The following is a 13509-nucleotide window of genomic DNA, read 5'->3' on the forward strand; positions in this document are numbered from 1 at the left end:
GGTCTTTTCAAGGGCCGCGAGTCTGTGGATCGTTTTACTTGGGCGCGGCCACCGTCACGAGCGCCGGGCGCAGCACGCGGTCGGCGATGAGGTAGCCCTTTTGCAGCACGGTGACCACGGTGTTGGCGTCCTGATCGGCGGGCACCACGCTGATCGCCTGGTGCTGGTGAGGATCGAACTTCGCGCTGGCCTGGGGGTTGATCTCGATCACCTTGTTGCGCTCGAGCGCCTGCGAGAGCTGGCGCAAGGTGGCGTGCACGCCTTCGAGCAGCTGCTCGGGCGTGGCGGCCTGGATGGCGATGGCTGCTTCCAGGCTGTCTTTCACCGGCAGCAGGCTTTCGGCGAAACCTTCGACGGCGAACTTGCGGGCCTTGGAGACTTCTTCCTCGGCGCGGCGGCGGATGTTCTCGGCCTCGGCCTTGGCGCGCAGGTAGGCGTCCGACATCTCGGCGAGACGCGATTCGAGGGGGGGTTCGGCGCTCGCGGCGGAGGCGAAAGCCTCGGCGGTGGCCGGGTTCGGGGTGTCGGCGGCGCCGGGGGCGGCCGTGTCCTGGGTGTTGTCGTCCGTGTTCTGCATGGGTCGGATTACCTGTGGAAGCGGGGCATGTGGGTCATGCCCCGGGGATTTCAAGAGCCGGAAGTGCGTTTTTTTGGCTGCTGTCAGTCCGGGTCGATGGAGGCGCTCCAGCGGTCCCAGTCGGCCAGCTTGCGGCGGTCGCGCTTGGTCGGGCGGCCTTGCTCGATGGCGAGGGCCGGCTCGGGCGTTTCGCGGCGCTGGCGGGCCGCCTCTTCCCGGCGGGCGATGCTCTCGGCCGTCTCTTCGTAGAGCGCCTGGGCCACCGGCGCCGGGCCCCGCACATGGCTGAGCGCCACCACCTTGATCGAGCGGGCGCTCTGGGCCGTCTGGCGGATCTCGAGCAGGTCGCCGGGCTTGAGCTCGCGCGACGGCTTGGCGGCCAGGCCGTTCACCTGTACACGGCCCTTGTCGATCTCCTGGGTGGCGAGGCTGCGTGTCTTGTAGAAACGCGCAGCCCACAGCCACTTGTCGAGCCGCACGCCAGGGGTCGCCTTGTCGCTCATGGGCGAGGGGTCGAGGCGGGCACCTGGGTGTCCCAGCCCTGCAGGTGGCGCAGCGCCAGCGCGGCGAGGGCCGCCATCCATTCGTGCTGATCGTTGAGGCATGGCACGTAGTTGAAGTCGGTGCCGCCCGCCTTCAAGAAGGCATCGCGCGCCTCCTGGGCGATTTCTTCAAGCGTCTCGAGGTTGTCGGCCACGAATCCCGGGCACATCACGTCGACCTTCTTCACCCCCTGCTTCGCCAGCTTCACGAGCGTGGGCTCGGTGTAGGGCTGAAGCCATTCGGCGCGGCCAAGCCGGCTCTGGAAGGTGACGACCAGCTGTTCGGGCTTCACGTCGGCTCGGGCGGCCACCAGGCGGGCGGTTTCCATGCATTCGTCGAAATACGGGTCGCCGAGGTCGCGGGTGCGTTTGGGCATGCCGTGGAAGCTCATCACCAGCCGCTCGCCCCGGCCGTGCGTCATCCAGTGGTCGGACAGGCGCTTGGCCAGCGCGTCGATGTAGCGCGGGTCGTCGTGGAAACGGTTGACGAAGCGAAGCTCGGGCAAGGCGCGTTCCTGCTTCGCCCAGGCGTTCACCGCATCGGCGGTGCTGGCGGTGGTGGCGGCGCAGTATTGGGGGTACATGGGCAGCACCAGCACACGGCGTGCCCCACCGGCCTTGAGCTCGCCGAGCACGGAAGGGATCGACGGGTTGCCGTAGCGCATGGCGAAACGCACGGTGACCCGATGGCCGCGCTCGCCCAAGTAGCCGGCCAGGAGCTTGGCCTGCTTGTCCGACCAGACGGTGAGCGGCGAGCCCTCGGGCGTCCAGATGCTGGCGTAGCGCCTGGCCGACTGCGCCGGCCGCGTGCGCAGGATGATCCCGTGCAGGATGGGGCACCAGATGACGCGTGGAATCTCGACCACGCGCGGGTCGTGCAGGAACTGCGACAGGTAGCGGCGCACCGCGGGCGTGGTCGGCGCGTCGGGCGTGCCGAGGTTGCACAAAAGGACGGCGGTGTCGGGGGCGGTCATTGGCGGGTGGGGGCAGGTCGCCGCCGAGGTGCGGCGGGCAGGGCGCGATTATCGTGGCGCCGCCGAGGGGGCGGCCCTCGGCCGTTCAGGCGCCGCCGTGGCTGCGCTGCAGGCACTGCTCCACGTCGGCGAGGATGGTGCCCACGTGGATCGGCTTGGTCCAGTAGCCGATGAAGCCGGCTTCGTAGGCGCGCTGCACGTCGTCGGGCATGGCGTCGGCCGAGCACATGTAGGCCGGCACGTTGTCGAGGCCGGGCAGGGCGCGCAGCAGGTGCAGCACCTCGAAGCCCGAGGCGCCGGGCAGGTGGGCGTCGAGCACCAGCATCTCGGGCGGCCACTCCTGGGCAATGGACAACGCCTGGTCGCCGTCTTCCGCCACTCGCAGCTCGATGCGGTCGCCATGCAGGCGCATCGCTTCCTCGAAGAGGATGGCGTTGATGCGGTTGTCTTCGACGTAGAGCATCCGCAAGGGGCGCACCTGCGTGGGCGTGGCGAGGGTCTCGGTCTTGGCCGGCATGGCCGCGGGTGCATCGGCCGGCTGCAGATCGAGGCGCACGCTGGTGCCCAGGCCCGCGCGGCTCACGATGGACAGCCGCCCGCCGATGGCCTGGGTGAGGCTGCGCGCAATGATGAGGCCGAGCCCGGTGCCTTCGATGGTGGACGTCTCGCGACCCAGGCGCTCGAAGGGCTGGAAGAGCCGGCTCATCTGCTCGTCGGTCATGCCCGAGCCGGTGTCTTCGATGCACAGCGCCACGCGGTCGGGCAGGGCGTCGAGCCGCCAGCGCACGATGCCGCCGGGGTGGTTGTACTTGATGGCGTTGGAGCCGACGTTGAGCAGCACCTGCCGCAGCCGCTGCATGTCGGCCTGCACCCAGGTGGCGGGCGGCACGCTCAGCTCGAAGCGCACGCCGGCCGCTTGCGCCAGGGGCATCAGCAGCTCGCTCGCGCGCGTCACGGCCTGGTGCAGGTCGACCGGATTGAGTTTCAGCGTGAGCGCGCCTTCTTCGATCTTCTGCAGGTCGAGCACGTCGTCGATCAGGGCGAGCAGGTGTTCACCGGCTTCGAGCACGTGGCCGGCGTAGTCGCGAACGGTGGCGCCATCGAGGCCCGACGGGCTCAGGTTGAGAAGCTGGGCGAAGCCGATCACCGCGTTGAGCGGCGTGCGCATCTCATGGCTCATGCGCGAGAGGAACTCGCTCTTGGCATGGCTCGCCAGCTCGGCGGCCTGCTTGTCGCGCAGGGCCTGCTCGGAGCGGCGCTGTTGCGTGATGTCGCGGAAGGTCAGCACCACCGCGAAGGTCTGCGCTTCGGGGCGAAGCTGCAGCGGATGCGCGTTCAGCGCGACCCAGCGCTGCTCGCCATCGGCTCGGCGCAGGGCGTGGATCTGGTTGACCAGCGGCTGGTCGTTGGCGATCACGCGCAGCACCGGGTGCTGGTCGCTCGCCAGCGGGGCGGCGTCGGGGCCCAGCAGCTCGAAGGGCCAGGCATCGCCTGGGGCGTTCATGAGGGCGGTCTGCTCGGCGCCGACGATGTCGCAGCCCGCAGGGTTCACCGCGAGGATGCCGAGGGTCGGGGTGACCACGAGCAGGCCGTCGCTGATGGCCAGCGCCACCGAGCGGTACAGCTCCTCGGACAGGCGCAGCTTGTCGGCCGCACGCGTCTGCTCGGTCACGTCGCGCTGCACGCCGATGTAGTGGGTCAGCTGGCCATTCGCATCGCGCACCGGCGCCACGTGCACGGCGTTGGAGAACACGCTCCCGTCCTTGCGCACGTTGCGGACCGTGACCGACGCCGAGCGGCCCTGGTCGATGGCTTCGCGCAAGGTGGAGCAGCCGGGCTCGTCGCGCAGGTGGCCCTGGAGGAAGCGGCAGTTCTGGCCAAGCGCCTCGGCCCGGCTATAGCCGGTGAGCCGCTCGAAGGCCGGGTTGACGTAGATGAGCGGCATGTCGGGCTGCAACGCGTCGGACACGCACATCGACAGCGAGGCCTCGGCCTCGAACGCGCGCTGCATGATGAGGACGTCGCGCTCGAGGTTGCGCAGCTCGGTGAGGTCGCGCGTCACGTAGAGCACGCGCTTGTTGGGCATGGGCGAGATGCGCGCCTCGAAGGTTCGCATGACGCCGTCGCGTGTGGTGAGGTCGTACTGGATGCGCTGCACCTCGCCCGTGGCCAGGGCCTGCCGGATGGCGGGCAGGGCCAGGTCGGCGATGGGGCGCGGTACGCCGCTGTCGAAGGGAAGGCCGCGCACGCTGTCCCATGAGTGCACGAGCATCGGGTGCTTGTCGGAACTGCAGGCGAGGTAGCGGCCTTCGTCGTCGAGCACTAACCACAGGTCGGGCACGGCGCCCAGCACGGCGCTCAGCTGGTCTTGCGATTCGCGCAGCTGCTCCTGCTGGCGCGCCAGGGCGAGTTCGGCTTCCTTGCGGTCGCTGATGTCGATGGACAGGTGCACCACGCTGCCGTCGTTGAGCCGCCGGTCGCTCACGATCACCCAGCGGCCTTTCCAGCGCATCTCGTGTTGCTCGCCGCGCGGCGAGGCGAGTGAGAGCCGCCAGCGCACGAAGTCGTCGCGGCCCTGGGCCGCCGGGTAGTCGCCCGCGTCGGCCATGCGCTGCACGATCTCGGGCCAGCTCGGGTCGCCATGCATGTAGGCGGCCAGGCTGCGCCGCCACACGGCATTCGCGACCACGACGCGGCCTTGCGGGTCGGAGATCATCACTCCCGCGGTGAGGCTGTCCATCGCTTCGCTGAGCAGGCGCTCGGCCGCCTGCGCCGCGCGCTGGGCTTCGATCCGCTCGGTGACGTTGCTGGTGGTGCCGCGGTAGCCGCGGAAGGTGCCGGTTTCGTCGAACACCGGCGTGCCGCTGATGCTCACCGTGATGCGCCCGCTGGGCGAGGGGCGGTGCGCCAGCACGTCGCGAAAGGGGGCCTGCCGCGAGCGGGCGTCTCGATACCGTTCCCAGGAGCGGGTGGCGTCGTCCTCCACGGGCTCGTTGATCTGCTGCAGCGTGCGGCCGATCACGAGGTTGGGCGGCATGCCGGTGTGGGCCTGCACGCCCGACGACACCCACCGCACGCGTCCTTGGTCATCGCTCTCCCAGAGCCAGTCGGTGCTGGACAGGCTGGCCTCGCGCACACGCTCGGCGTGATAGCGCCAGAGGCTTTCCTTGAGGCGCGAGTCGAGCATCGCGCCGGCCAGCGTGGCGGTTTCGCGCAGCGCGGCGAGGGTGCTGTTGTCGAGACTGCTGCCCGGGTGCGTGAGGCCGAGGATGCCGACCGCGTGCTGCTGCGCCACCACGCGGCATGCGGCCCAGCCGTTGCCCGATGGGTCGATGCCCTGCTGCAGCGCGGTGTCGTCGAGGGAGAGGGTCAGGGCCAGCTCGGTCGCCAGCAGCGGGAGCTTGGGTTCGGCCAGGCCGACTTGGGCCTTGAGGTGCGGGCGCTGGTGCTGGTCGAGCACGGCGAGCCAGACGGAGGCACCGGGAAGCTGGCGCGCGAGCATGCGCACCAGGATGTCGAACTCTTCTTCGGGGGCTCCACCGAGCTTGCTCACCGCGCGCAGCGTGCCTTCGCGGCTGGCCTCGACGGTGGTGGTGGCCATGACCGGCGCGGACGCTGTTCAAAGCGTCGCCAAAGCGACGTCAACGAGGCAAGAACCGGCCCACAACATGTGGACGACTTTAGCGGAGAAGCTCGAATCCAAGGGAGCAGGATCGCCCGCACTTCCGCGCAGTGATGCACGAAAAGCGAACGAACAACCCGGGCGAATTACAGCGCGTCTTGCGGCTGCGTGTCGGCGAACTTGAGGACCTCGAAGCGCACGCATGGTGCGGTCGGGTCGGTGAGCGTGGCGCCCAGGCCGATGAGGCCCGAGCCATGCAGCGTGCAGGTGCCGCGGCGCAGCGACACGATCTCAGAGCCGGTGGAGAAGCGCACGTAAGTGCCGTTGTAGCTGAGGTCGGTCAGCTGGAAGGCGCCGCCGTGCCAGTCGATGCGGGCATGGGAACGCGACACACGCGAGTCGTCGATGCAGTAGGTGACCTGGGGGCTGCGACCGAGCACCACGGGCAGGCTCGGGCCGGCGTAGACGCGGTTGAGGTCGAGCCACACGAGGCGTATGCCTTCCGGCTCGGCCTGCGGCAGCAGCTCGCCGTAGGCGGTGGCGGCGGTGTCGCCGAAGCGGCGGCCTTCGATGAGGTACACATGCACCGGCTCCACACGGCCGCGCAGCTGCACCTTGTCGAGGCTGCGGCAGCGCTCGCGCATGTCGGAGCTGAGACCGGCCACCACGCTGGCAGTGGCAAGGGTCTCGTTGTCACCGGCATGGTCGAGCAGGCGGGCGGCGACGTTCACGGCGTCACCAAAGCAGTCGCCCGACATCTCGACCACCTCGCCGTGGGCGAGGCCGACCTGCAGCTTGAGCACCGGCACGCTGCGCTGGCCGGAGGGCGGCACGATGCGGTCGAGTGAATCGTGCATCTCGTCGGCCGCGACCACCGCAGACACCGAATCGGCGAACACCGCCATCAGCCCGTCGCCCAGGGTCTTGACCACGACGCCGCCCGAGGTGGAAACGATCTGCGAGATCAGGGCGACGCTGCGCGTGACCACGGTCGTGGCCTCGGTGTTGCCAAGCGTCTCATACAGCGCGGTGCTGCCGCGCAGGTCGGCAAAGAGGACGGTGCGCTGAAGAATCTGCGTCATGTCAGTGCTGCCCGGCCGCCCGAAACCACTGGCCGCCCCCTCGGGGGGCAGGAGCGAAGCGACGTGGGGGTTGTGCCATCTGTGAAGTTTATGGCACTCCACAAGCAAAACGCCCCGGCGAAATGGGCCGGGGCGTCCTGTCTTTTTGGTAGATCAGAGATTGTCGAGATAGGTGCGCAGCTTGTCCGACCGGCTCGGGTGCTTGAGCTTGCGGATCGCCTTGGCCTCGATCTGGCGGATGCGCTCGCGCGTCACATCGAACTGCTTGCCGACCTCTTCCAGCGTGTGGTCGGTCGACATCTCGATGCCGAAGCGCATGCGCAGCACCTTCGCTTCACGCGGGGTGAGGCTGTCGAGGATGTCCTTCACCACGTCGCGCAGGCCGGCCTGCATGGCGGCTTCGATCGGCGCGGTGTTGTTGGTGTCCTCGATGAAGTCGCCGAGATGCGAATCGTCGTCGTCGCCGATGGGGGTTTCCATCGAGATCGGCTCCTTCGCGATCTTCATGATCTTGCGGATCTTGTCCTCGGGGATCTCCATCTTCTCGGCCAACGTCGGGGCGTCGGGCTCGAAGCCGAACTCCTGCAAGTGCTGGCGCGACAGGCGGTTCATCTTGTTGATCGTCTCGATCATGTGCACCGGGATGCGGATGGTTCGCGCCTGGTCGGCGATCGAGCGGGTGATGGCCTGACGGATCCACCACGTCGCATACGTCGAGAACTTGTAGCCGCGGCGGTATTCGAACTTGTCGACCGCCTTCATCAGGCCGATGTTGCCTTCCTGGATGAGGTCGAGGAACTGCAGGCCGCGGTTGGTGTACTTCTTCGCGATCGAGATCACGAGGCGCAGGTTGGCCTCGATCATTTCCTTCTTCGCGTCGCGCGAGGACTTCTCGCCCTCGTTCATGCGGCGGTTGATTTCCTTCAGGTCTTCCAGCGGCACGACGGCGCGCGCCTGCTGATCGATCAGCTTTTGCTGCAGTTCCTGGATGGCCGGCAGGTTGCGCGTGAGGATGGCGCTGTAGGGCTTGCCAGCCGCGGCCTCCTTCTCGGGCCACTTCAGGTTGAGCAGGTTGGGCGGGAAGTTCTTGACGAAGTAGTCCTGCGGCATGCCGCACTTGTCGACCAGGATCTTGCGCAGCTCGCGCTCATAGCGGCGCACGTCGTCGACCTGCGAGCGCAGGATGCCGCACAGCTTCTCGATGTTCTTGACCGTGAAGCGGATCGTCATCAGCTCGTCGCTGATGGCTTGCTGGGCCTTGTTGTACGAGGGCGACTGGTAGCCTTCCTTCTCGAAGGACTTGCGCATCTTGTCGAAGTTGGTGCGCAGGCTTTCGAACTTGATGAGCGCCGCGGCCTTCAGCTCTTCGAGCTTCTTGGTCAGCGCCTTGCTGCCGCCGTTGCCGTCGTCGTCGTCTTCCTCATCGAAGAAGTCGACGTCTTCCTCGGCCACATAGTCGTCGGCCTCGTCTTCCGAGACGAAACCGTCAACCACCTCGGAGATCTGCATCTCGCCGGCGGCGATCTTGTCCGCGTAGGCGAGGATTTCCGCAATGGTCGTCGGCGACGCGCTGATGGCCAGCATCATGGCCTGCAGGCCGCCTTCGATGCGCTTGGCGATCTCGATTTCGCCTTCGCGCGTGAGCAGTTCGACCGTGCCCATTTCGCGCATGTACATGCGGACCGGGTCGGTCGTGCGGCCGAATTCGGAGTCGACGGTCGAGAGCGCCGCTTCGGCGGCTTCTTCGGCTTCTTCTTCCGTCGCGGTGGCGGTGCCGCTGCCGGCGATCAGCAGGGTGGCAGCGTCGGGGGCCTGCTCGTAGACGGCGATGCCCATGTCGTTGAGCATCGACACGATGGCTTCGAGGATTTCCGCGTCGACCAGCTTCTCGGGCAGGTGGTCGTTGATTTCCTGGTGCGTCAGGAAACCGCGCGTCTTGCCCATCTTGATGAGGGTCTTCAGCTCCTGGCGGCGCTTGGTGACTTCCTCTTCGGTGAGGGCGGTCTCGTCGAGACCGAACTCACGCATCAGCGCGCGCTCCTTGGCGCGCGACACCTTCATGCGCAGCGGCTTGGCCTTGGCGGCCTTTTCTTCGCCCGCGTCGGCTTCGGCTTCGGGTTCACCGGCCAAGTCGGCTTCGATGTCGGAGAAGTCCTCTTCGGGCTCCTCCTTTTTGGCGGCGGCGCCGGCCTTGGGCTTGCGGCCCGGCTTGCCCTTTTCAGCAGGCGCGGCGGCCTTGGCGGCCGGCTTCGCAGGCGCAGCTGCGGCCTTGGTCTTCTTCTTGTCTTCGGCGTCGGCCTTCGTGGCCTTGGCGGGCGCAGCGGGGGCTGCCTTCGCGGGAGCGCTCTTCTTCGCGGTCATGCAAATCCTCGGATGGTGATGGGCGTCACGGCTTGGTGCCGGGGCCTCGAGGGCGCACCAAACGACGGACCGAACCTGCTGTAGATGCAGACGTGAACCGTGCGTTCAAGGGCGACGAAGAGAGACCCGGCATGGCGCAGCCACTTCAAACGGTCGAAACCGGACGAAGTAGCCGTGTGCGGACAAGCTGGCGTGACCATCGAAGAAGCGCAGCCCTTGCGGGAGAAGGTGGCCTTGTATGGGGACCCTGGGTCAGAGGGTGGCCGGGACCGGAGGTGCTGCTGTCACTCTTGCCGCGTAACAAACCCTCCATTATCGGCGAAGAGCGGGCTTACGTCAAAGAGGTCTGCGAAGCGCTCAATTGGCGGATGCGGGAGTCGAGCTCGCGCCAGCGTGCGAGCGCTGCCGGGTCGCTGCCAGCGCGCTCGATGAGCGCACGCTGGGCGTCTTTCAGGGCATCGATGCGCAGGCTGTCGACCACCCGGCGCAGGTCGGCGAACTGGATCTCGTCGGCCAGCACGCTTTCGGGCATCCAGCGGGTGACGGTCTCGGCCCATTCGGTGTCCTGGAGGGCTTGTTCGAGCACGGCCCAGGGGGTTTCGCCCTGGTCGTGCAGGTGGCGCTCCAGCCAGGAACACAGCGGCCCGTGAGGGGCGGGCAACTCAGCGAGCAGCTCATGGTCGTCGGCGTCGAGCTGCTGCCACCATTCGCTGTGCAGGAGCAGCATCCGCAGGGCCGTGTCTTCCTTGCGGGCCGGCGCGGCGCGGCCGGCAAAGCGGGGCGCACGGGAGCTGCCCCGGGGTGATGACTTCGCGGGGGGCGCGAATGATTCCCTCTCGTCATCGTCGGAAGGCGGAGGGCGCCGCGCGCCGCCAGCCGACTGCCACAGCCGTGACAGGTCCGGCCCGGACAACCCTGCCATTTGAGCCAGCTCGCCGAGCAATTGCAGCTTCAACGCGCCTTCGGGGAGCGCGGTCCAGAGCGGTTTCGCGTTCGCGAGGAACTTGGCACGGCCTTCTGCGCTGTCGAGATCGACGCCTTCACGGGCCGCTTCGACGAGCTGGCGCGACAGCGGCACCGCCTGCGACACATAGGCCTCGAACGCCTCCGTGCCGTGCTCCCTCACATAGGAGTCCGGGTCATGCTCGGTCGGCAGGAAGAGGAAGCGGATGCTGCGGACGTCGCTCGCATGGGGCAGCGAGGCTTCGAGGGCGCGCCCCGCGGCCCGGCGGCCGGCCGCGTCGCCGTCGAAGCTGAACACCACCGACTCGGTGAAGCGAAAAAGCTTCTGCACGTGCTCGGCCGTGCAGGCGGTGCCGAGCGTGGCCACCGCATTGGGAAACCCCAGCTGCGCGAGCGCCACCACGTCCATGTAGCCCTCGACCACCAGCACGTAGCCCTTCTGGCGGATCGCGGCCCGTGCCTCGTGCAGGCCATAGAGCTCGCGCCCCTTGACGAAGACCGGCGTCTCCGGAGAGTTGAGGTATTTCGGCTCGCCCTTGTCGAGCACGCGACCTCCAAAGCCGATCACCTCGCCTTGCACCGAGCGGATGGGGAACATGATCCGGTCGCGGAAGCGGTCGTAGCGCTTGCGCTCCTCCTCGGTGTCGCCCTGGGCGATCACGAGGCCGCTTTCTTCCAGAAGCGGGTCGTCGTAGTGAGGAAAGACGCTGGCGAGGCCGCGCCAGCCGTCGGGTGCGTATCCGAGGCCGAATGCCGCAGCGATCTCGCCCGTGAGCCCGCGGCCCTTCAAGTACTCCACCGCGCGGGGGCTGCCCTTGAGCTGCTTGCGGTAGTGCTCGGCGGCTTTTGCCAGCACGTCGGTCAGCGTGGCCTGCTTCTGCTTCAACTCGGCGGCGCGTTCCCGTTCCTGGGGCGAGCGGTCGTCCTCCGGCACGGTGAGGCCCACCTGCTGCGCCAGGTCGCGCACGGCATCGATAAAGCCCATGCCGCTGTTTTCCATCAGGAAACCGATGGCGTTGCCATGCACGCCGCAACCGAAGCAGTGGTACGTCTGCCGGGTGGGGCTGACGATGAAACTCGGCGTCTTTTCGCCGTGAAACGGGCACAACCCCTTGTGGTTGATGCCGGCCTTCTTGAGCTGGACGTAGCGGCCGACGACTTCGACGATGTCGACGCGGGAGAGCAGTTCCTGGACAAAGCTGGGCGGGATCACCCCGCCAGTCTAGAGCCTCACCGCAGCTTCACCGGGCCTCAGAGCGCGAAGTCGTCGAGCTTCTTTCCCGAGGCGATCGCGGCCTTGAGCCAGTTGGGCTGCAGCCCGCGGCCGCTCCAGGTTTCGCCGGTCGCGCTGTTGCGGTATTTGGGCGCGACCTTCGTGCCCTTGCCGACACCCGCCTTGGGGGCAGCGCCCTTCGTCGACAGGTCGGCCACCGTGAGCCCATATTCGGCCATGATGGATTTGACCTTTGCGATGGCGTCTTGGCGCTCCCGCTTTTGGGTCGCCTCGATTTCCTGTTCGAGTGCCGCGCGTTTTGCCAGCAGGTCTTGCAGTGACGACATGAGAATCTCCCTTGGGTAGCACCTGGGTATTAAGGCCGCGATTTTATGGCCTGGAAACTTTAGTGCGCCAAACTGGATTTGCACGTCGGGTCAAATGAGACTCGCTCCCCAGAATTGAGGAGTCGCCCATATTGCGCTTGCGCCAGATAAACGTCAGGCCGAAGGCGGCACATACCCCGCAGGCTGTTCGGCGCCCTCGCCGAAGAAGAATCGTTCCATCTGGCGCGCCAGATACTGGCGTGCACGCTGATCGGCGAGGTTCAGGCGGTTCTCGTTGACCAGCATGGTCTGGTGTTTCATCCACAACTGCCAGGCTTCCTTGCTGATCTCGTTGTAGATACGTTTGCCCAGCTCGCCCGGGTACGGAGCGAAATCCAGGCCTTCGCCTTCTTTCTTCAGATACGCGCATTGAATGGTGCGGGCCATGAGGTACTCCTGTGAAATTGAGAATCTGAAAATTGTCTTCAGGCCAGTTTCTTCACCAGCACCTGGGAGCGGCGGTCCCAGTTGTATTTGCGCTTGCGTGACTCGGGCAACCAGTCGGGGTCGACCTGCGCGAAACCGCGTTTGATGAACCAGTGCATGGTGCGGGTCGTCAACACGAAGATGCTCGTCATGCCCATGGCCTTGGCGCGCTGTTCGATGCGCTTCAGGATGCGCTCGCCGTCGCCTTGGCCTTGCACGTTGTTGCTCACGGTGAGCGCGGCCATCTCGCCGGTCTTGGCTTCGGGGTAGGGGTAGAGCGCTGCGCACCCGAAGATCACACCGTCGTGTTCGATCACGGTGTAGTGGTCGATGTCGCGTTCGATCTCGGTGCGGTCGCGTTTGACAAGCGTGCCGTCTTTTTCAAACGGTTCGATCAACTGCAGGATGCCGCCGATGTCGTCGGCGGTGGCTTCGCGCAGGCTTTCGAGCTTCTCGTCGACGATCATGGTGCCGATGCCGTCGTGGGTGAAGACTTCCATCAGCACGCCACCGTCGACGTTGAACGGCAGGATGTGCACCCGTTCCACGCCTTCCTTGCTGGCCTTCACCGCGTGCTGGAGATAGAAGGCGGTGTCGGTCGGCTGGGTGGGGTTGGGCAGCTGGGCGAGCAGCTTTTCGGCCTCGGCCAGCGCCAGCTCCTGGTCGATCTCGACGTCTTCATCGCGCGGGTCGCCGGCGTGCGGGTCCTGCGGGATGCCGCGCACTTCGGTCACGAAGAGAAGCTTGTCGGCCTGCAGTTCGATGGCGGCGCTGGTGGCCACGTCTTCCATGCTGAGGTTGAAGGCCTCGCCGGTCGGCGAAAAGCCGAAGGGTGAGAGCAGCACCAGCGAGCCGGCGTCGATGTTCTGGCGGATGGCGATGGCGTCGATCTTGCGCACGAGGCCGGTGTGCTGGAAGTCCACGCCGTCGACGATGCCAACGGGCCGTGCGGTGATGAAGTTGCCTGAGATCATGCGCACGGCCGCGCCGGCCATGGGGGTATTGGGCAGGCCTTGCGAAAACGCCGCTTCGATCTCATATCGGAGCTGGCCCGCGGCTTCCTGCGCGCAGTCGAGCGCCACCGGGTCGGTGACGCGCATGCCGTGGCTGAAGCGCGAGACGTGGCCCTTGGCCTGCAACTGCTCTTCCACCTGCGGGCGAAAGCCGTGCACCAGCACGAGCTTCACGCCCATCGCCTGCATCAGGGCGCAGTCTTGAGCGAAAGCCGTGAGCTTGCCCGCGGCAATCAGCTCGCCAGCGATCGCCACCACGAACGTCTTGCCTCGGTGTGCGTGGATGTGCGGCGCAACCGAGCGGAACCACGGGACGAAGGTGTGCGGAAAGATGAGGTCCATGCGCGCGC

10 protein-coding genes are annotated in these 13509 nt (G+C 67.0%); all 10 read right to left on the minus strand.

Going from position 1 to position 13509, the window contains the following annotated elements; translation table 11 throughout:
* Positions 1-34: 34 nt before the first annotated feature.
* Entirely contained in the window at positions 35-577 is a 543-nt protein-coding gene (grpE, locus tag RXV79_RS11860) for a nucleotide exchange factor GrpE (protein ID WP_316703617.1), read from the minus strand.
* Positions 578-660: 83 nt separating this feature from the next.
* A complete protein-coding gene (locus RXV79_RS11865; RefSeq protein WP_316703618.1) occupies positions 661-1080 on the minus strand; it encodes an RNA-binding S4 domain-containing protein in 420 nt (139 codons plus the stop codon).
* Positions 1077-2093 (minus strand): ferrochelatase, encoded by a 1017-nt coding sequence (gene hemH, locus RXV79_RS11870; protein ID WP_316703619.1) that lies wholly within the window; start codon positions 2091-2093, stop codon positions 1077-1079. Before hemH ends, RXV79_RS11865 begins: the two co-directional genes overlap by 4 nt.
* 85 nt (positions 2094-2178) lie before the next feature.
* Positions 2179-5694 carry a PAS domain S-box protein gene (locus RXV79_RS11875; RefSeq protein WP_316703620.1) on the minus strand — a complete coding sequence of 1172 codons (3516 nt, stop codon included), beginning with the start codon at positions 5692-5694 and terminating at the stop codon, positions 2179-2181.
* A 167-nt stretch (positions 5695-5861) separates the two neighbouring features.
* Entirely contained in the window at positions 5862-6797 is a 936-nt protein-coding gene (locus RXV79_RS11880; RefSeq protein WP_316703621.1) for an adenylate/guanylate cyclase domain-containing protein, read from the minus strand.
* Positions 6798-6950: 153 nt separating this feature from the next.
* Positions 6951-9158, minus strand: coding sequence for an RNA polymerase sigma factor RpoD (gene rpoD / locus RXV79_RS11885; RefSeq protein ID WP_316703622.1), 2208 nt, complete (start codon positions 9156-9158; stop codon positions 6951-6953).
* Positions 9159-9489: 331 nt separating this feature from the next.
* Positions 9490-11334 carry a DNA primase gene (gene dnaG, locus RXV79_RS11890; protein ID WP_316703623.1) on the minus strand — a complete coding sequence of 615 codons (1845 nt, stop codon included), beginning with the start codon at positions 11332-11334 and terminating at the stop codon, positions 9490-9492.
* Positions 11335-11372: 38 nt separating this feature from the next.
* A complete protein-coding gene (locus tag RXV79_RS11895; RefSeq protein WP_316703624.1) occupies positions 11373-11681 on the minus strand; it encodes an H-NS histone family protein in 309 nt (102 codons plus the stop codon).
* 153 nt (positions 11682-11834) lie between these two features.
* Positions 11835-12107, minus strand: a complete 273-nt coding sequence (locus RXV79_RS11900) for an oxidative damage protection protein (protein ID WP_316703625.1) — start codon at positions 12105-12107, stop codon at positions 11835-11837.
* Between the two features lie 38 nt (positions 12108-12145).
* Positions 12146-13501: an amino-acid N-acetyltransferase gene (argA, locus tag RXV79_RS11905; protein ID WP_316703626.1), complete on the minus strand. Its 1356-nt coding sequence runs from the start codon at positions 13499-13501 to the stop codon at positions 12146-12148.
* Between the last annotated feature and the right edge of the window lie 8 nt (positions 13502-13509).

This window comes from Piscinibacter gummiphilus, from assembly GCF_032681285.1.
GTDB lineage: Bacteria > Pseudomonadota > Gammaproteobacteria > Burkholderiales > Burkholderiaceae_C > Rhizobacter > Rhizobacter gummiphilus_A.